A 19,006-nucleotide genomic window follows, 5' to 3' on the forward strand; every position below is an offset into this window, starting at 1 on the left:
CATAAATTAAAATAATTATTTCCATACACCTGCAATTATTTGTCCACAGTATTCGCATTTCCCATTTTTTAAATGAATTTCTGTTGTAAACATTCCTGTTCTTTTTATTACAACTTTTCCACATTTTGGACAGTATGTTGAATTGCCCGGATGTCCCGGCACATTTCCAATAAACGCATAATGAATTCCTTTAGACAATGCAATATCTCTTGCCTTTTCAAGTGTTGAAATTGGTGTAGGAGGGAGGTTTAGTAATTTGTAATCAGGATGAAATCTTGTAAAATGAACAGGGACATCCGGACCTACTTCGTTTACAATCCAGCTTGAAAGGTCGTTTAGCATTTTATCTGAATCATTCAGTGTAGGAACAACAAGATTTACAATTTCAAGATGTGTTCCAGTTTTTGAAATTTGTTTTATGCTTTTTAGAACTGGTTTTAATTCTGCAGCCGATACTTTTCTATAAAATTCTTCGCTGAAACCTTTGAGGTCAATTTTAATTGCATCAAGAACTTCGCACATCTCTTTGAGCGGTTCTTCATTCATAAATCCACAACTAATTAAAACACTCCTAATATTTTTTCTCTTTGCAAGTTTTGCAATATCAATTAAATATTCTGTGAAAACAGTTGGTTCATTATAAGTAAAAGCAATTACAGGTACATTTTGAGAAAATGAAGCAGCGACAATTTTTTCGGGTGAAATGTATTCAACCTGAAAGTCTTCCGGTTTTGCTTGAGATATTTCCCAGTTTTGACAGAATTGACATGCCAAAGGACAGCCTGCAGTTGCAAGAGAGAATGCCTGACTGCCCGGCAGAAAATGATAAAAAGGTTTTTTCTCTATTGGGTCAACATGAATTGAAACAGGTCTTCCATAAACAAGACTTTTGAGTTTTCCATCAATATTCATTCTTGCACGACATTTGCCTCGCTCACCTTCTTTAATAACACATCCTTGTGCACAAAGCTGGCATTTGATAATTGTTTCTTTGTGTTCAAATTGATTTATTCCTGAAATTTGAGAAGGCGTGTGACAAATTTGACAATTGACATTTTTTGATTCTGTAGAAACCCAGTATCGAGCTATAGGTGCATATTTGTAAAGTTCTTTTTTATAATCTGATTGAAATTTTTCATTAATAAAAGCAAATAAATCTTCCGGCAAAAAAGAAATAAAAGCAAGAGCTCCTCCAAGATAGAAATTTGTTTTTATAAAATTACGACGTGAATATTTTTCCTTAAACATTTTTTATAAAATTATTTTTCTTCTTTTTTAGCTTTTTCCATTAATTCAAAAAATGGTTTGAATAAGTCAATCGGAACAGGAAAAATAGTAGTAGAATTTTTTTCAGCTGCAACTTCGACCAATGTTTGTAAGAATCTCAGCTGCAGTGCATAAGGTGAACTGCTAATAATTTTTGATGCATCAGCAAGGCGTTGCGATGCCTGATATTCACCTTCAGCATGAATTACTTTAGCACGTCGTTCTCTTTCTGCTTCTGCCTGTCGAGCTATTGCTCTCTGCATTTCAACTGGCAAATCAACATTCTTTACTTCAACAAGAGAAACTTTTATGCCCCACGGTGCAGTATGAGTATCAATAGTTTCTTGAAGATGTCTATTGATTTTTTCTCTTTCTGTTAAAAGCTCATCAAGTTCAGATTGTCCAAGCATACTTCTTAGAGTTGTTTGTGCAAGTTGAGAAGTTGCATACAGATAATTTTCTACTTCAACAACAGCTTTTGCAGCATCTATAACTCTAAAGTAAACCACAGCACTAACTTTAATTGAAATGTTATCTTTTGTAATTACATCCTGCGGCGGCACTTCCATTGCAACAACTCTTAAACTTACTCTAACCATTCTATCAACGATAGGTATTAGAAAGATTAAACCGGGCCCTTTTGTTGGAATTAATCTTCCCAATCGAAAGATGACGCCGCGTTCATATTCTCTCAAAATTCTTATTGCACTAGCAAGAATTATTATTACAAATAATATTATAATAAATGTAACGGTAATATTTTCGGCTCCCATTTCAATTCTCCTGTTTAATTTATAAATCTAATAAGGAACTATTCATTTACTTTTTCAACAATAAGTTTTAAGTCTACTCTTTCTATTACCTTAACTTTTTCTCCGGGATTAATCTCACTATTTTTGCAATCAGCACTCCATATTTCACCATGAAGAAGAATTTGACCTGAAGAATTGGGACTAATTTTCGAAATTGCTTTTCCTATTTCACCAATCATTCCTTCAGTTCCTGTAGTTGGTTTTCTTCTCTGAGCAGAAATTCCTTTGCCAACAGCGAATAGAAAGAACAGAGCCGTTAATATTGTTACAGTAATAATTACACTCAAAGAAATATTCAGGAAGTCACTTGATATGTCTGTATCTATTAACATTAATGAACCGATGATGAATGAAATAATTCCTCCAGCAGCTAATAAACCGTGGCTTACAACTTTAATTTCTGCAATGAATAAAATAATTGCAAAAATAATTAAACCTAAGCCGGCATAATTAATTGGCAAAGTATGAAGTGAATAAAATGCTAACACAAGACAAATTACACCAACAATACCGGGAAGTATAGAGCCGGGATTACTAAGTTCAAAAATCAATCCATAAATTCCTATCATTAGAAGAATGTATGCTATGTTTGGGTCGCTAATAATATCAAGAATTTTTTGGATTATTGTCATTTCAATAAATTCAAGTTTGGCATTTTTTGTATTAATTGTTTTAGTGCCTGTAGATGTTTCAACTTTTTTTCCATCTAACTGAACAATTAAGCTGTCAAGATTTTTTGATATTAAATCAACAACATTTTCTTTAAGTGCTTCTGTTTCTGATAATGAAAGGCTTTGACGAACAGCTTTTTCTGCCCAATCAATATTTCTATGTCGTTTCTCTGCAATGCTTCTGATAAATGCAGCAGCATCATTTGTTGCTTTTTCCATCATTACATCTGTGCTGTCTTTTTTATTTTGAGTTCCTCCTTCGCTCATCATTACAGGATGTGCTGCGCCGATGTTAGTGCCAGGTGCCATTGCAGCAATGTGGGAGGCAAGCGTGATAAATACTCCAGCCGAAGCAGCCTGTGCCCCAGAAGGATAAACATAAACCACAACAGGAATTTCAGAAGATAAAAAATCGCTGACAATTATACGAGTTGATTTTAGTAACCCGCCGGGAGTATTAAGTTGTATTATTAAGCATTCTGCTTTTTCTTGTTTTGCTTTCTCGAGTGAATTGTGAATATAACTTGCAGCTACAGGATTGATAGTTCCATCAATCTTGATAACAAATATTTTCGATTGGGTTGTAGATGTAGAAAAATTTGTTAAGAAAAATAATGTAAGTAATAAAACCTTCATGTTTTTTCCCTCGGCTTATCCTAAAATTCAATTCATAAAATCACGCATAAAAATCAAAGTATCAACATAAACCAGTTAAAAAGTAATTAATTCTTAATCAACAAGCAATGAAAGTAGTAAGGAATAAGAGATGAACTGAATTTCAAAAAAGAGGGAATAATTAAAGAACAGATAGATTATGATTTTCTGATAATAAAAAGGAGAATAAATTTTCATAATTTAGAGGTAACAAAAATCCTTTCACAATAAAAAGGTAAATAATATGGCGAATGCAAAATTTAATGTACCATTTCCGCCAAACGAACCAGTAAAAAGTTACGCACCGGGAACATCGGAGCGAACAGCATTGAAAAACCAGCTCAATGCAATGGTTCGTCAAACAATTGAAATCCCATTAATTATTGGCGGCAAAGAAATAAGAACGGGCGACATGGATAATTGTGTCTGTCCGCACGACCACAAAACTGTGCTTGCTAAGTATCACAAAGCTGGTGAAAAAGAAATTAAAATGGCAATTGATTCTGCAATGGAAGCTCAGAAAATCTGGTCAAGAATGGAATGGCATGATAGAATTGCCGTTTTTCTTAAAGCAGCTGATTTAATAAGTCTAACTGGTTGGAGATACATTTTGAATTCTGCAACAATGCTTGGTCAGAGTAAAAATGTTTTTCAAGCAGAAATTGATTCTGCAGCTGAGTTATCTGACTTCTTCAGGTTCAATGCATATTATGCTATGAAAATATATGAAGAGCAGCCGCTTCACTCTCCAGTTGGAATGTGGAATCGAATGGAATATAGACCACTCGAAGGTTTTATCTTTGCAGTTGCGCCATTCAACTTTACTTCAATCTGCGGGAATCTACCTACATCACCTGCGATTATGGGCAATGTTGCTCTTCTCAAACCAGCATCGAGTGCTGTTTATTCGGCTTATTGGATTATGAAATTACTTGAAGCTGCTGGTTTGCCAGAAGGAGTTATCAATTTTATCCCTGGTTCTGGTGCAAGATTAGGGAATATTGTAATGGATTCAGAACACTTTGGTGGAATTCATTTTACTGGAAGCACTGCAACTTTCCAATCAATGTGGAAAACAGTAGCTAATAATTTGCCAAAATATAAATCTTATCCAAGAATTGTTGGAGAAACAGGCGGGAAAGATTTTGTATTTGCTCATTCAAGCGCGGATATTGAAGCACTTGGAGCTGCATTAATTCGTGGCGCATTTGAGTATCAGGGACAAAAATGTTCTGCTGCTTCTCGTGCTTATATTCCCAAATCAATCTGGAATAAATTAAAAGACTATTTAATAAGTGAACTTAATACGATTAAAATAGGTGATGTTCTTGATTTCACAAACTTTATGAATGCGGTTATTGATAAAAATGCATTTGCCACAATTACAGGCTATATTGAGTTTGCAAGAAAATCCAACGAAGCAGAAATAATTTATGGTGGAAAATATAATGATTCAGTTGGATACTTTATTGAACCAACAATTATATTAACAACCAATCCTAAATTTAAAACTATGGAAGAAGAAATTTTTGGACCTGTTCTAACAATATTTGTTTATGATGATGATAAATATGAAGAGACACTTCATCTTTGTGATGAAACATCTCCATATTCATTAACAGGAGCAATTTTTGCTCAGGACAGAAAAGCAATTGAATTGGCAGATAAAATATTAACAAATGCAGCAGGTAATTTTTATATTAATGATAAACCCACCGGTGCAGTGGTTGGTCAACAACCTTTTGGTGGTGCGCGTGCGAGTGGAACTAATGATAAAGCAGGAAGTTATCTCAATCTTTTAAGATGGGTTTCGGCAAGAACAATTAAAGAAAATTTTGTGCCTCCAAAAGATTACCGCTATCCATTTATGTCTGAAAAATAAATTTATTTGAAAAACATTTATGTATGATGTTTTTATGAAAATGTTTCGTAAAATATAAGATTAATTATGGCAAGATTTAAGCTTTATATTGAATATGAAGGAACTCGTTATAGTGGATGGCAAAAGCAGAAAAATGCAAGAACCGTTCAGGGGAAATTAATAGAAGCAGCTCAAAAAATATTTAATGATGATAATATTGATATTCAGGGCTCCGGCAGAACAGATGCCGGAGTCCATGCTTTATGCCAGATAGCACATCTTGATGTTAAAACTGTTTTAGCCCCTGAAGTAATAAAAATGAAATTGAATGATGAACTTCCAGCTGATATAAATATTCTTGAAGTTGAAAAAGTTAGCTCAAAATTTCATGCAAGACATGATGCAAAATCAAGAAGTTATATTTATCAAATATCAAGAAGAAGAACAGCTTTTGGTAAACCTTTTGTATGGTGGATTAAAGATAAACTTGATATTAAAAAAATGGAAAAAGCTTCAACACTTTTTATTGGCTTGCATGATTTTGTATCATTTGCAGAAAAAGATAATGAAGAAAAATCTACAAAAGTATTAATCGAAAATGTTCAACTAAGAGAAGTAGATAATTTAATATTGATTAGAATTACAGGCTCACATTTTTTATGGAAGCAAGTTAGAAGAATGATTGGTGTACTCGTTGAGATTGGCAGAGGAAAACTTTCTGAAGATGATTTAAAGTTTTTTCTAAAAAATAAATCTGATAAACCCGCAAAGTATACAGCACCACCTTCGGGATTATTTCTTGAAAAAGTTTTATATAAAGATGACAAACTTGAAGATGAATTAATTCCTGTCATAAGAATTAATTAATAGAAACTCAGTATAGAATTCTAAAATGCCTGCAGGATTTTTTTAAATTAAGCTGTTTGATTTTTTCTTAAATGTAACTATGAAACTTGAACCAAATCCTTTCTTGCTTCTAACATTAATTTCTGCGTTGTTCAAGTCACAATGTTTTTTCACAATTGCCAATCCAAGACCTGTCCCCTCAAACATTCTTGAGTATGAATTATCCTCCTGTGAAAAAGTAGAAAAGAGGTATGGAATAAATTCTTTGTCGATGCCAATTCCAGTATCCTTAATTTCAATTGTAGGTTCTTCTTTTGAATTATTGTAAAATAAAACTTCAACTCGGCCTTCAGATGTATATTTTATAGCATTCTCAATTAACTGGGAAAAAATTTGCTTGCAGGAATGTTTATCAGCTAATATTAAAGGATTTTCACAATTTGAAACGAATAAAAAGTCCAGACCTTTTTTATTTGCAATTGGTTGATATTTTTCAATCATATCTTTAAGAATATCGTTGTACAAGTTTAGAACCTCAGGTTTACTATCGTAGGTATCAGCAGTAAGCTGGGCAATTTCAAGTATCAAATCAATTGTTCGCTGAATTCTTAAACTTTCGTTTTCAATTATATGAGTGCTTTCTATTAATTCCTCATTTTTTGATTTGTCTAAATCGTTTTTAAGCATTTGAGACAGGTTGACAATTATATTAATTGGTGTTCTAATTTCATGAGAAATTGTAGCAAGAAATTCTGCTTTCAGATTTTCAAGTTTTTTATTTTTGATTTCAGTTTCGATAAGTAATTCTTCTGCTTTTTTCTTTTCTGTAATATTTTGAACGATTCCCTCATAATAGATAATATTTCCATTGCTGTCTTTAACTGCTTTTGTTTGTTCTCTGACATGTATTACCGTTCCATCTTTTCTAAGCCAGTCTGATTCAAAATCTTTAATAACTCCTTTGACATTTAATATACTTTTAAGCCAGTTTCGTTTTTCTTTGTTTATAATTATGGTTTCATCAAAATTGACTATTTGTAATTCAGGAAAATTATTATAACCCAACATTTTGATTAGTGTGGCATTAGCAGATTTTATCTTGCCGTCAGGAAAAATTTGATAAGTACCAATTGAGGCGTCGTTATATATTTCTAATATTAAATTTTTTGTTTCTTCAATTTTTTCACATGCCAATTTTATATCAGTTACATCTCTGTTGCTAATATATCTGCCGATGTATTTATTCTTGTCGTCATATACAGCCTGGCAGGCATGAGCAATCCAGCGTTCTTCCCCATTTTTTGTTATTATTTTGAATTCTTCTGTGCAAAATATTTTTCCCCGAATAACTTCTCTTGTGTGTAATATAAATCTATCTCGGTCTTCTGGGGCAATAATTTTTATTAATAGACTTTGTTCTTCAATAAATTCTTCTGGTGAATAACCAGTTATATATCTGCATGAAGGAGATATATATGAAATTTTGTTGTGAGGATTTAGCCAGTATATCCAATCTATAGAAAACTCAGCAATAATTTTATAGAGCTGTTCTTTTGGAACATGTCGATGGGGGAAGATTTTTTTATCGTAAATAGTGCCATCGGTATTTAATAACGGAATTTCTTTCTTGTTTTTTTGCATAGGAATACTTTCATATTTATTGCCCTAAATTCTTTGCACCTCAAAAGAGAGTTAATATAAAAGATTGAAATAAATTCTCTCATTTAACGGCTGGGATTTTTAATTATCAAGTGGAATTGGAAACCGTTAGGTCTTTGTACCTACGGTTATTGACTCCAATTCCACTTTCACAGAGGGTGCATGCGAAACTTAATTTTAAAGAGTGAACAAGATAAAGAATTGTAGACAAACGATTAAATAATGAGATAAGCGATTTTAAGAAAGTAGAGATTTTATTTTCTTGCAATATCTTTGACTAACCTGAAATGGCACGTTCAGATTTTTTAGAAAAATATTGAGTCTGTTACTGCTTGCCTTTTCAACTTTTACTATATAATCAAGATTAATTATTGTTTGTCTGTGTATCCTTAAAAATTTATTCGAAGGCAACTTTTCCTGCCAGTAAAGCATTGGTTTTCTTAAGAGGAATTTTTTATTTCCAGAAAGAATCAGATGAGTGTAATCTTTAATACTTTTAATTGCTATAATATTACTTACTGCGTAAAATCCAGGGTTCTTTTTGTCATTAATAAAAATGTAATCATTGTAATTAAGCTTCTTTTTGTCATCTTCTTCTTTTTGAACAGTTTTAAAATCAGAAATTCCTATTCTTTCTCTTTTCTTTAACTGAGTATTAATTGATTTTATAAGTTCTTCATATGTAAATGGTTTTGTAATGTAATCATCAGCACCAAGTTCCATCCCTTTTCTGATTTCATCTCTATGTGATTTTGCTGTAAGAAAAATGAAAATAGGAAATTTAATATTATCAATTTTTTTTATTTCGCTCAGGATTTTGTAACCACTTAAATCTGATAACATTATATCGCATAAAATTATATCCGGCTTTTCATGTTGAAAGAGTCTTAGTGCTGTATTTCCATTGTAAGCTACAACGGGTTTATAACCTCTTTCTTTAAGCAGCAAATAAATATTATCTGCAAGGTCATGATTGTCTTCTATGATAAGTACTTTCTTCATTTATAGGAATTAATACATTTACTTCTGTTCCCTTATTAAGTGAACTGGTAATTTTAATTTTTCCTTTATGTAATTTTACCAGTTTATAAACTATTGCAAGCCCAAGTCCAAAACCCGGGATGTTTTCAACATTTTTCCCTCTGTAAAATGGCTTAAATAAATTTTTGATTTCTTTTTCATCAACACCTATGCCCTCGTCTCTAATAGAAAAGTTTAAAAAGTTACCAGTCTTTTTAACACTTAATAAAATTTGTCCACCTTCAGGTGAAAATTTAATAGAATTTAAAAACAAATTCACTAAAATTTGTTTTAAAATAAATTCATCTCCGTTGAATTGCTTAATTGTATCGTCTATGTGAACATTAATTAGATGTTTTTCTTTTGCTTCAATAATTATTTCTTCGATTACATCATTAACAAATTTTCTAATGTCAATTTTTTGGATGTTGGGTTTAATAGTTTCATTTTTATAAAGCTCGGTGATGTTATCAATTACATTTCTTAAATAAAGAATTGAATTCTTGATTTTATTTAATACCTGTAATTGTCTTGCTGTATTTTTTTTCTTTATGTATAACTCTAATAAATCAACAGAACTCAAAATAGTCGATAAAGGTGTGCGAAGTTGATGAGAAGTAATACTCAAAAATTCTTTATTGGATTTAGTTGAGAGATTTTTTTCTTTCTTATTTTTTTTGTTATGTGTCATTGTAATAATATTAATGATTACCGTATTTTTTTTCTCCAGCAGTTATTCTCAATTTCAAATAATTTTGTTTTGGCGGAAGAGGACAAGTTGCATATTTTGTGAAAGCACACGGCGGATTATATGCTTTGTTGAAGTCAATAAAAATTTTTTCTGTCGAATCAGGTTTATTCACATAAAGAAATCTTCCGGCACCGTATGTTTCTTTTCCGCTTGTTTCATCTGCAAAAATTAAAAAGTATGAATTACCTTCATCTAAGACATCCAGCTTAAATTTTTTGCCGTCTTTGTTAAATAATAAAGCACCAGGAGAATTTTCTTCTTCTATCGTACCAAGTACATTTGGAACAAATATTTTTTTCGGCGGAATGTATGGTTCAAATATTGCTTCGATTTTCCAATCCTCATTAACAGGAAATGTTTCTATGCCCTTGAAGTTTTTTACCAACTCACTTTCTAAATCTCTAAGTCTAATTCCATATTTGTTTCCTCTTTTTATTACAAACCATCTAAGGGAATTATATTCAAGAATTGTTGGGTTGCCCTGCATATCATTTTTAAGTTCGAGGGACTTTATTTTTTCACCATTGCTAATTACATCAATCCCGTCGTTAATTTCAAGTTTTACAGTGGAATCTTTTAAATAGAATTTCCCGATAAAACGAGGTGCTTTAGATGGGAAAATTATATCATTACTTTTGTCGCTTCCAAATTTGTTCTCACCATCTTTCAGCCAATAAAGTCCAACAAGATTGAGCCAGCCGTTTTCTTTTTTGAGATTTTCAATTCTTCTTTCGTGCCATGCTTTTATCTCTGCAATGTAATCTAGATTTCCCTTTTCTTTGAGAGGTTCTCCACAAGAACAAAAAATGAATATTATTATTACATAAAAGTGATTTTTTATTTTCATTTTTAACACTTTATTAATTACACTGAAAAAATAATGAATTATATCTTAATCACCATAATTATAAAATTTACTTGACAAATTGATATTAATATGATATCATTGTGATAGCTTAATTAAGGAGGTTCTTAAAATGGAAGCAATACATGAAAAAAAGGCTCTTAAGGTTAACGGCTTTTTAATTCTATTAATCATTTTAGCTTTACTAATTCTGGATTACAAAATTTTTGTACTTAGTATTAAACCTCTATCTGGAACTTTAATGTTTATTTCAATTTTGTTATTGATTTTTATCGTTATAGCTTTTAATGGCTTTATTGCAGTTCAACCAAACGACTCAAGAGTAATTATTCTCTTTGGGAAATACTTGGGGACAGTAAGAGAAACAGGATTTTGGTGGGTTAATCCATTAGTTGTAAAAAGAAATGTTTCCTTGCGAATTCACAATTTCAATAGTGAAAAAATTAAAGTGAATGATTTACATGGTAATCCAATTGAAATAGCAGCTGTAATAGTATGGCGAGTTGTAGATACTGCTCGTGCTGTATTTGATGTTCAAAACTATGAGCAATTTGTTGCTATTCAAAGTGAAACTGCTATCAGAACTCTTGCAACAAAATATGCATACGATGCTTCTGAAGAGGAAAGTTTTTCGTTGCGTGGTAATCCACAAGAAATTGCAGAAGAACTTAAGAAAGAAGTTCAATCTCGACTTGATATTGCTGGTGTTGAAGTTATTGAATCAAGAATCAGTTACTTAGCTTATGCACCAGAAATTGCTCAAGCTATGTTACGCAGACAGCAAGCTCAGGCAGTTGTAGCAGCTCGACAAAAAATTGTCGAAGGTGCCGTTGGTATGGTTGACATGGCTCTTAAAGCCTTAAGTCAACAAAATATTGTTCAGCTTGATGAAGATAAAAAAGCTACTATGGTAAATAATTTAATGGTTGCTCTTGTATCGGAAGTTCAGGCTCAACCAGTAATTAATACCGGAACACTCTATCAATAAAACTAATTTTATATCATGAATAAAAATATTTCAGATTATATTGGTAAAGAATTAATTTTTGTAAAAAAGCAGCTGCTTGGAACTACCTACGAATTAAAATATGAGAATGAAGTATTGTGTCAAATGAAAATTAAGAATGTTTTTACAAAAAGAGCAACAGTTAGCGGCTTTTTAAAAGATGATATAGAATTTTATAAAAATTCTTTTTGGTCAAATGAAACATGCATTAGAAATATTAATAATGAACTCCCATTTGCAACTTATAAAAGCCCAATTCTATCTTTGAGCGGAACAATATTCTTGCCTGTGGGTGAACAGTTGTTTGTTAAATATGATTTGTTAGGATTAAATTATGAAGTTCGAGATCAATTCAATCAAACATTAATAAAATTGAAAAATAATATTTTTTATCCGCGTGCTAAAGTAGAAGTTATTAGAAAATCTAATTTGATTGATAAACATCCGTGGATTTTGGCGTTGTTGTTTTATGTTATGTTAAAAAGAAGAAGCAAATAATATGGCAGAAAAGAAAAAATTTCTTCTAAGGATAGATGAAAATATTTATAATGCTCTGGAGAAATGGGCTGCTGATGATTTAAGAAGTATCAATGCACAAATAGAATTTTTATTGAAGGATATTTTGCGTAAAAGTGGTAGATTGAAAGAAACAAATGATAATAATGAAAAGAATTCTAAAAATGAAAATGAATAAATAAAATTGCAGGTACTGTCAATCCGATTGCGAATTTTAGTGCCTGCATAATTTTTTCAATCAATTATTCCTTTAATTTCCCACTCATAAATTTTGTTGTGTCGATATAGTACCCATGAAATATAAATATTTTGATAGAGCACATAAAAAACAGGTCCAAGTACTGTAATTGGGTTCATAAATGTTAAAGCAATCCAGATTGTAAATGCATTATTTTTTTGTCCAAGTGATTGACTTGATTCTGCACGAAAGTCTTTTCCTCCAATAATCCATCCTATGGAAAAAAATAATATACAAAGTAAAGCTGATATAACTGCAATATAAATTACTATTTGAATATTTCCAGTTAGCTCATTTTGAATGTAATTTGATGCATCTGAAGTAGCAATGTAAACATTGATAATTAATAAATAGTAAGAAGTATCTTTCCACTCTATTAATTTTTTCCAAATTATTGGTGAAATTATTTTTATTAGTTGAGCAAGAGCAAATGGAATTGAAAGTGTGATTATAACAGGAACAAATACTTTTCCAATTGATATGTCAGCTGTGTTGTTAATAATTATTGGAAGCAAAAAAGGAATTAATAATGTAATTACAATATTATTTAATAATAATGAAAATAAAACAAACTCTACTTTTCCTTTTCTTAAACTAATAATAACAGGTGCTGCTATTGCAGTAGGTGCTATTGCCGTAATAAAAGCGGTCTGAGCGAGTGATTCATTAAAAATTTTTATTCCAGAGTAAAAAAGAAGTGCAATAAAAATTGTAATGCCAAGAATTATAAAGTGTTTTCGAGAAATAATTTCTTTTTTAACTTTTATGTCGAGGAAAGAAAAGAAGAGCAGAACCATTAAAAAATATCGGATTAAAAATCGGTATTCATGTCCATATGGTAAAATAATTCCAAGTGTGATAGAAATTAGTAGAAGTATGTTTTTCATAATAAAATCTGAATTTGAGATACAAACTTAGTTAGACTTTGAGAGATTTTCCTAAATTTTATTGAGGGCATATTTCTATGTGAAGTTTTACTTTATTCAGTTTAGCTTTGATAAAAATTCTTTTGAACCTGACCCTAAACTCAAAACTGTTTTCATTACCTGTTCTACAGGAAGATCAATTTTTATGACAAATTCTTTTCGTATGTGATAGATGTATCCTCCAGTTGGTGCAGGAGCAGAAGGAATAAAAACTGTAATATATCCATTTGGACTTTCATCTGTTACAAATCCAATTATCATTGTATCATTCGGGAAAGGTTTAACTAATGCAGCATATTTAAAGATTAATTTTTCACTTCCAAAGAGCTGAACAATTGTATCTTTAATGATTCTGTAAAATGGTATTCGTTTTAATAATTTTTCTTCAATTAGTTGAATGAAAAATTTTCCAATACGTGTTTGCACAATTAATCCAACAACGAAGAATATTAATAAAATTACTATTACAGCTAGGACTGATGCGATGAGTTCATTCAGTCTTGTTGTTTGAATTAACAAATTGGTGATTGGTCTAATTTTGTCAGTTAAAAATTCGAATAACCAATCTAAAACGAAGATTGATACAATAACCGGCAAAACAATTAAGAAACCACCTAAAAATGTTGTTCTTAAAAAAGATTTGAGTTTTTCCATATCAATTTTTGTCAGATATATATTGTAGGTTGTATATTAATTCTTAGTTGTATAAAAATATACTTTCACATTTAATAAATTACTTAAGAAAAAAGCCATAAAACTAAAATCAAGGGTGATTCTAATGCAAGATAATAAAATTATGATAGAAATAAGAAAAAAATATTTTTCTTTATTTTTTAACTTTATTAGTCGATTACTATGGAATGTCTCTTTCAATGATATTTTGGTCTTAACGCAATTTTAAGAACATTATTAAAGTATACATTTCATTAAAATTATTGTTATTTAGTGCTATTCTAATTATCTTATAAGTGTGATTTATTGAGCAGGGCAATAAATTGATTTCAGAAGATAAATTAGAAAATCTTCGTGATTATCTTATCAGGGCAAATCAAAAAAGATTATCTAAGATTGATTTAAGTAAATTTATAGCTTTGTCTAAAAGTATTATTATACCGTACTTACTAAATACGAAAAGACATTTTCTTAAGCTTTTCAGTATGCATGGCTTGGATGTTAATGATATTGCATTGGATATTTTGGGAGATGTTTTTTATCAAAATAATGATGGTGAGTTGAGTAAAATAAAATCATTCATTAATTGCCTTAATACAAATATTCTTGATATAAAAACTGAAACTTTATTCTTTGTGTATCAGAGTTTTCTTCGTAAAATGACAGATGCTTACATTGCACGTTCTTATGCAGAATTAGACCCAATGGGATTCAAAATAAAAAGAAATATTATTGAAACTTTGCCGACACGAAATTTATTATTACGAAAAACTATTTTGGGAAACCTAATATATGTAAAAAACAATGGTGCTTATCAAAATTTACCTTATCCAGATTTAGAAGAATTAGAAAACATTTTCTTGTCAAAAACAAAAAAAAGATTAACTACCCGCCAACTGTTGAATATTCTACATACAGTACTTATGGAAATGAATTATAGAAAAGAAATACTTTTAAACGATACAGTAACCTTATTTAAAAAATATTACGAAATTATCTTAGAAAATATATCATCTTCTGATTCATACGAAATTAGTAATACGAGTTTTTTAGAATGTTATGAAATTGAAGAATTATGTGCAAATGTTTTGATGTATATTAAAAGTAAGATTTTCATAGAATATTATTCAAAAAGAAAACTTACTATTGAACAAGCAAATGGATTAAATTCTGCAATTTATGATATAGTCAGTGACATAATAAAAATAGATAAGAATAACTTGTCATTTTATGAATACCTAAATAAATATATTAATTTATCAAAAGAGGAATATGAATTAAAATATAAGTCCAAGTTGGAGTACTTAATTAAATTAGTACGGATTAAATTCAGGGACTATTTATTATCTAAAGAATAATTATTTAACTGAATATTTTCGTATAAATTAATTATTATAAAATTTAGGAAGAATATGGAACATATAGAAGAATCAACATTAGAATTATTTGCGTATAATCCGGAAAAGTTTTTGGATAATGAAAAAGATAAAATTATACAGCATCTAAAAATTTGTAAATATTGTGAAGAGTTGTATAAAATATTTACTGCCATACACAGCGAAATAAATAAAAATATTGATATTGATCCTGATGGAAGTGATATTCTTTTAGCAGAGAAAATTGCTAATAATTTTTCTACAAATGAAAAATTATTGCATATTCCCAAAGTTAATAGTATTGTGGTTCATGATGCTAAATTTGAAATTATAGAAAAGCCCCAAAAATTTTCTCTGGATTATATAAGGTATTTCATCAAAAGTAACCCGATAAAGAGTATTGGTTTTAGTTTTTCTCTTGCTTTATTAATTATAACATTTATAACATTATTTCAAAGTACATATTCACTCAAATCGAAAAATCCTGTAACATTAAGTGTCTATAATTTTATTCTTAAGGCATACAATAAGAATGGTGATTTACTATGGAAAATGAATGTCGACGGACTACCAAGATGGAGTATAGATTCACTTACAATGGAGAATAATAAATACTTATATTTATATGATATTGATAATGATAATAAAAATGAATTACTTCTGACTGGTTTTCGATTGAGAACGGGATTATATAAAAATGATACACTTTATTGCTTCAACTATGATGGAACATTAAGATGGAAAATATCACCGGAAAATAATAAATATAATTATGCTCCCCAATGGAAAAGAACAGAATGGAGAATTTCAAATTTTTTTGTTGCTAATAGAAATAAACAAAATATCTTGTATATTATAGCTAATGATAACTACTTTGGAAGTTGTGTAATATCAACTATTAATCCAATTACAGGAGAAGTAACATCATCTTTATACCATTCGGGGCATTTATCGGCAGCGGCACACTTTGATATAGATAATGATGGCGACGAAGAAATATTTCTGGGTGGGGTTAGCAGTTACTATAAACCATGTTTAATTGTTGTAGACACTGATAAATTAATGGGTGTAATGCCAGATTTTTATTCCAGTGGGCATAAAGTGCCTGGTAATGCTTATTATTATATATTGTTGCCCGTAACTGATGTGGCAAAGAATTTTTCTGTAACAAAAAGTATAGGTGTAACAGCAATAGAAAAGTTCGGGAAAAATGGGGTTTTAGTTTTTGTCAATGAATATTCTATTAATACTAATGTGTATGCAGCTTTGGAGTATGTTTTTGATAATAATTTTGTAGTGCAGTATATAACAGCTACTCCAACCTATTTAAAATTATTCGAGCAAATTAAAAACAAAAAAATTACTTCAGTTAATATAGTAAGTGATTTCCTAAAACCATATAAAGATTCATTGCAATATTGGGATGGCAATGAATTTGTTTATAATCCAGTCCCGAATAAATATAAAAATCAAAAATTCCAACTGCCAGAATAGAAGCAATCTAAAAAAGTTTCCATCCATTAAATACCACAATTCTTAACACAAAAATTGTGAGCTATATCACAAATAAAATTTCTGTAAAAAAATAATTGGTTTTTTTCTGCAAAATTAAGATTTCGGGGAAATTTAAATGCATTCGATTTATGTTTATATAAAAATTTATAGTAAAAATAATTGACATCTAATTTTAATTATAAAATTAAAAATTACTCTATAATTCCCAAAATGTATAAAATGATAAGTGATATAGTATCAACAACATACTAAAATAATAATAAAGGAGGATTTATGAAACGTTCTATATTATTTGTTTATTGTTTAGTTATTACTTTTTCATCTCTATCTGCACAAAGTGAACAGTCATATTCGTCTTATGATTGGATTATTCAAACAGGAGTAGGATTTATTGCAAATGATTTTGAAGGTGATATGAAAGTACCACCAGTAGATATAGCTATTGAAAAAGTTATTAACGAAAAAATTGCGGTAGGGGCATACATAGGATATGCAAGTTATCATGATGTTATATACCCTGCTGGTCAATTATTTTCTAAAGATATAGGATATAATTATGGATATACGCTAATTGGGGGTAGTATATCTAATCACTTTAAAGAAATATCAGCAGATTTAGATTTATATGCCAGAGTATATCTTGGTTATGCATTAGTATCTGCCTCTACATTTGGTCTTGGTAAATTAGATTCTAAAGCTCAATCTAGTTTTGCTGTTTATGGTGGTTATGTAGGCGCTACTATATACTTAATGCCAGGTTTTGGCTTAAATGGCGAAGTAGGTTATGGTAATACTTCTATAATCAGAGTAGGCCTTTCTTTTCGAATGTAATAAATTATTAATCATTTATGGATATATAAAACTACAAGGAGAAAAAAAATGAAGAATCGAGTAATAATTATTATGTGTATAATAGCATTAAATTTTATAGTTGTCTCATGTGCTACATCAGGACCAAACGTAATATTTAAACCAGAAACTTTATATCGTTCTCCTGCTTTAGATTTTTCAAAAATTCAAGCAGTAGCAATTATGCCAGTGAATAATTATGATAACGAAGTCCCTGAGGTATCCGGAGCTATAAATGATGCATTACCGATTGAATTGAAAGCTTCGCAGAAAGCTTGGAATGTAATTTCTCATGATGAAATTCTCAGAAAAGTGAATGAAAAAGGGTGGGGAAGGGGTTATCAAAATTATGTTGCGGATCTTAATACCTATGTTCAAGTAGCAGGTGGTACTCCAAATTTTACTTCAGAGACTTATAAATTCTTTGATGATATGTCTAAAGAATTGAATTTCCAAGCAATAGTTTTTACAAGTTATAGTTATATAGAAGAAATTCAACCAGGAGAAAAACTATTTTACGGAGCAATAGATTTATCAACGAAAACTAAAATACTAAGCATAACAACAATTCTTTTTGATTTATCAAGTAGAAGAGCTTGGTGGTTAGCAAGAATTTCTGTTAAAGGCGGAGAGAAAGTTTTGATACCGGAGTTAGTTAGGTCAGCTATACAAGGGATAGCACAAAATTTTGGGAGAGGGATCCTAAGACAATTATAAATTGGAATTATAATAATCTGATGGCATTATTTAGATTAGAATAGTATGACATATAATCATGATTTGATATTGAAATAATATGATTTCAAATATAATATTGCAATTATTAAAATATGAATATAGAGGGGTATAATAGCTATTTTTTTTAAATTGGTTCAATATTTATTAGAAAAAAAGTAAGAAAGGAATAATAAATGTTGTAATTATTTACCCCAGATATGCTACTACTTCTTCAACAGATGGAATAATTTTACTTGAGGGAGATAAAGGAATTAAAATAGTGTAAAAATTAAAGTTCTAAGCATAATTCAAAATTAATATGAACTAAAAATTCTCCCAAGTTATTTGAAGATAGTTCTATTTTCATTTAAAAAATTTGAAGGCTAATTAAGAAGAGAAAAGATTAAAGAAATTTATTATAATCATACAAGAGGGTAAAAAATGAACTTGAAATTTATACCATTAATCCTATTTATACACCTTCAATTATTTTTATTTTTAGAAGCTCAAAATAAATTTTCAATTGGAGATAAGGTAAAAGCTAATGCAACACTAAATGTTCGTAGTGGTGCTGGAACCTCGTATATGATCATCTTTCAAGTATATAGTGGTGATATGGGAGTAATCACAGGTGGCTCAAATTCGGCATCAGGTTATTATTGGTATAAAGTAAGATGGGATAAAAATTCACAAGAAGGTTGGAGTGTACAGGATGGACTGGATAAAGTGACTCAAACACCAGCTCCAGTAATAAGCAGTATAAATCCAGCTTCTCCCATTATTGCG

At 30.0% G+C, this 19,006-nt stretch carries 19 protein-coding genes; 10 read left to right on the forward strand and 9 right to left on the reverse strand.

Annotated elements, in window-relative coordinates:
• Positions 1-15 precede the first annotated feature (15 nt).
• The 3 genes from amrS to VJY32_RS06270 are packed head-to-tail and all read right to left on the reverse strand — an operon-like array spanning position 16 to position 3,385.
• Positions 16-1,248 carry an AmmeMemoRadiSam system radical SAM enzyme gene (amrS, locus tag VJY32_RS06260; RefSeq protein ID WP_353677043.1) on the reverse strand — a complete coding sequence of 411 codons (1,233 nt, stop codon included), beginning with the start codon at positions 1,246-1,248 and terminating at the stop codon, positions 16-18.
• Positions 1,249-1,259: 11 nt separating this feature from the next.
• A complete protein-coding gene (locus VJY32_RS06265) occupies positions 1,260-2,039 on the reverse strand; it encodes a slipin family protein (protein ID WP_353677044.1) in 780 nt (259 codons plus the stop codon).
• Positions 2,040-2,077: 38 nt separating this feature from the next.
• A complete protein-coding gene (locus VJY32_RS06270) occupies positions 2,078-3,385 on the reverse strand; it encodes an NfeD family protein (protein ID WP_353677045.1) in 1,308 nt (435 codons plus the stop codon).
• A gap of 262 nt (positions 3,386-3,647) precedes the next feature.
• Here VJY32_RS06270 and pruA point away from each other — a divergent pair, with 262 nt between their 5' ends.
• Entirely contained in the window at positions 3,648-5,285 is a 1,638-nt protein-coding gene (pruA, locus tag VJY32_RS06275) for an L-glutamate gamma-semialdehyde dehydrogenase (protein WP_353677046.1), read from the forward strand.
• Positions 5,286-5,351: 66 nt separating this feature from the next.
• Complete coding sequence (gene truA, locus VJY32_RS06280) at positions 5,352-6,131, forward strand: tRNA pseudouridine(38-40) synthase TruA (protein WP_353677047.1); 780 nt, start codon at positions 5,352-5,354, stop codon at positions 6,129-6,131.
• A 42-nt stretch (positions 6,132-6,173) separates the two neighbouring features.
• Here truA and VJY32_RS06285 read toward each other — a convergent pair whose 3' ends face one another.
• From VJY32_RS06285 to VJY32_RS06300, 4 genes are all read right to left on the reverse strand, one after another.
• On the reverse strand, positions 6,174-7,751 hold the full coding sequence (locus VJY32_RS06285) for a PAS domain-containing sensor histidine kinase (RefSeq protein WP_353677048.1): 1,578 nt from the start codon (positions 7,749-7,751) through the stop codon (positions 6,174-6,176).
• 255 nt (positions 7,752-8,006) lie between these two features.
• Positions 8,007-8,771, reverse strand: coding sequence for a LytR/AlgR family response regulator transcription factor (locus VJY32_RS06290; RefSeq protein ID WP_353677049.1), 765 nt, complete (start codon positions 8,769-8,771; stop codon positions 8,007-8,009).
• Positions 8,737-9,480 carry a sensor histidine kinase gene (locus tag VJY32_RS06295; protein WP_353677050.1) on the reverse strand — a complete coding sequence of 248 codons (744 nt, stop codon included), beginning with the start codon at positions 9,478-9,480 and terminating at the stop codon, positions 8,737-8,739. The genes VJY32_RS06290 and VJY32_RS06295 overlap by 35 nt, the downstream gene beginning before the upstream one ends.
• Positions 9,481-9,490: 10 nt before the next feature.
• On the reverse strand, positions 9,491-10,387 hold the full coding sequence (locus VJY32_RS06300) for a DUF1684 domain-containing protein (RefSeq protein ID WP_353677051.1): 897 nt from the start codon (positions 10,385-10,387) through the stop codon (positions 9,491-9,493).
• Positions 10,388-10,517: 130 nt separating this feature from the next.
• On the opposite strand from VJY32_RS06300, the gene VJY32_RS06305 reads away from it, so the two are divergent.
• The 3 genes from VJY32_RS06305 to VJY32_RS06315 are packed head-to-tail and all read left to right on the forward strand — an operon-like array spanning position 10,518 to position 12,105.
• Positions 10,518-11,393: an SPFH domain-containing protein gene (locus VJY32_RS06305; protein WP_353677052.1), complete on the forward strand. Its 876-nt coding sequence runs from the start codon at positions 10,518-10,520 to the stop codon at positions 11,391-11,393.
• 15 nt (positions 11,394-11,408) lie between these two features.
• Entirely contained in the window at positions 11,409-11,909 is a 501-nt protein-coding gene (locus VJY32_RS06310) for a hypothetical protein (protein WP_353677053.1), read from the forward strand.
• Position 11,910: 1 nt separating this feature from the next.
• Positions 11,911-12,105 carry a type II toxin-antitoxin system antitoxin gene (locus tag VJY32_RS06315; RefSeq protein WP_353677054.1) on the forward strand — a complete coding sequence of 65 codons (195 nt, stop codon included), beginning with the start codon at positions 11,911-11,913 and terminating at the stop codon, positions 12,103-12,105.
• Positions 12,106-12,161: 56 nt separating this feature from the next.
• Here VJY32_RS06315 and VJY32_RS06320 read toward each other — a convergent pair whose 3' ends face one another.
• The gene (locus VJY32_RS06320; RefSeq protein WP_353677055.1) at positions 12,162-13,052 is read right to left on the reverse strand and encodes a hypothetical protein; all 891 of its coding nucleotides are present in this window, start codon (positions 13,050-13,052) and stop codon (positions 12,162-12,164) included.
• 96 nt (positions 13,053-13,148) lie between these two features.
• Positions 13,149-13,745 (reverse strand): DUF502 domain-containing protein, encoded by a 597-nt coding sequence (locus tag VJY32_RS06325; RefSeq protein WP_353677056.1) that lies wholly within the window; start codon positions 13,743-13,745, stop codon positions 13,149-13,151.
• A 341-nt stretch (positions 13,746-14,086) separates the two neighbouring features.
• Here VJY32_RS06325 and VJY32_RS06330 point away from each other — a divergent pair, with 341 nt between their 5' ends.
• From VJY32_RS06330 to VJY32_RS06350, 5 genes are all read left to right on the forward strand, one after another.
• Positions 14,087-15,121, forward strand: a complete 1,035-nt coding sequence (locus VJY32_RS06330) for a hypothetical protein (protein WP_353677057.1) — start codon at positions 14,087-14,089, stop codon at positions 15,119-15,121.
• Positions 15,122-15,175: 54 nt separating this feature from the next.
• Positions 15,176-16,633, forward strand: coding sequence for a hypothetical protein (locus VJY32_RS06335; RefSeq protein WP_353677058.1), 1,458 nt, complete (start codon positions 15,176-15,178; stop codon positions 16,631-16,633).
• Positions 16,634-16,927: 294 nt separating this feature from the next.
• Entirely contained in the window at positions 16,928-17,485 is a 558-nt protein-coding gene (locus tag VJY32_RS06340; protein WP_353677059.1) for a hypothetical protein, read from the forward strand.
• Positions 17,486-17,533: 48 nt separating this feature from the next.
• Complete coding sequence (locus tag VJY32_RS06345; RefSeq protein WP_353677060.1) at positions 17,534-18,220, forward strand: hypothetical protein; 687 nt, start codon at positions 17,534-17,536, stop codon at positions 18,218-18,220.
• Positions 18,221-18,661: 441 nt separating this feature from the next.
• A partial coding sequence (locus tag VJY32_RS06350) for an SH3 domain-containing protein (protein ID WP_353677061.1) occupies positions 18,662-19,006 on the forward strand: 345 nt, incomplete at its 3' end.

This window comes from Rosettibacter primus, from assembly GCF_036860675.1.
In the GTDB taxonomy this organism is placed as follows: Bacteria; Bacteroidota; Ignavibacteria; order Ignavibacteriales; family Melioribacteraceae; genus Rosettibacter; species Rosettibacter primus.

Coding starts and splice junctions, on each gene's coding strand:
- VJY32_RS06305 (WP_353677052.1), top strand. CDS start 10,518: ATGGAAGCAATACATGAAAAAAAGGCTCTTAAGGTTAACGGCTTTTTA.
- VJY32_RS06335 (WP_353677058.1), top strand. CDS start 15,176: ATGGAACATATAGAAGAATCAACATTAGAATTATTTGCGTATAATCCG.
- pruA (WP_353677046.1), top strand. CDS start 3,648: ATGGCGAATGCAAAATTTAATGTACCATTTCCGCCAAACGAACCAGTA.
- VJY32_RS06345 (WP_353677060.1), top strand. CDS start 17,534: ATGAAGAATCGAGTAATAATTATTATGTGTATAATAGCATTAAATTTT.
- VJY32_RS06290 (WP_353677049.1), bottom strand. CDS start 8,771: ATGAAGAAAGTACTTATCATAGAAGACAATCATGACCTTGCAGATAAT.
- VJY32_RS06300 (WP_353677051.1), bottom strand. CDS start 10,387: ATGAAAATAAAAAATCACTTTTATGTAATAATAATATTCATTTTTTGT.
- VJY32_RS06315 (WP_353677054.1), top strand. CDS start 11,911: ATGGCAGAAAAGAAAAAATTTCTTCTAAGGATAGATGAAAATATTTAT.
- VJY32_RS06285 (WP_353677048.1), bottom strand. CDS start 7,751: ATGCAAAAAAACAAGAAAGAAATTCCGTTATTAAATACCGATGGCACT.
- VJY32_RS06270 (WP_353677045.1), bottom strand. CDS start 3,385: ATGAAGGTTTTATTACTTACATTATTTTTCTTAACAAATTTTTCTACA.
- VJY32_RS06295 (WP_353677050.1), bottom strand. CDS start 9,480: ATGACACATAACAAAAAAAATAAGAAAGAAAAAAATCTCTCAACTAAA.
- amrS (WP_353677043.1), bottom strand. CDS start 1,248: ATGTTTAAGGAAAAATATTCACGTCGTAATTTTATAAAAACAAATTTC.
- VJY32_RS06265 (WP_353677044.1), bottom strand. CDS start 2,039: ATGGGAGCCGAAAATATTACCGTTACATTTATTATAATATTATTTGTA.
- VJY32_RS06320 (WP_353677055.1), bottom strand. CDS start 13,052: ATGAAAAACATACTTCTACTAATTTCTATCACACTTGGAATTATTTTA.
- VJY32_RS06310 (WP_353677053.1), top strand. CDS start 11,409: ATGAATAAAAATATTTCAGATTATATTGGTAAAGAATTAATTTTTGTA.
- VJY32_RS06340 (WP_353677059.1), top strand. CDS start 16,928: ATGAAACGTTCTATATTATTTGTTTATTGTTTAGTTATTACTTTTTCA.
- VJY32_RS06325 (WP_353677056.1), bottom strand. CDS start 13,745: ATGGAAAAACTCAAATCTTTTTTAAGAACAACATTTTTAGGTGGTTTC.
- truA (WP_353677047.1), top strand. CDS start 5,352: ATGGCAAGATTTAAGCTTTATATTGAATATGAAGGAACTCGTTATAGT.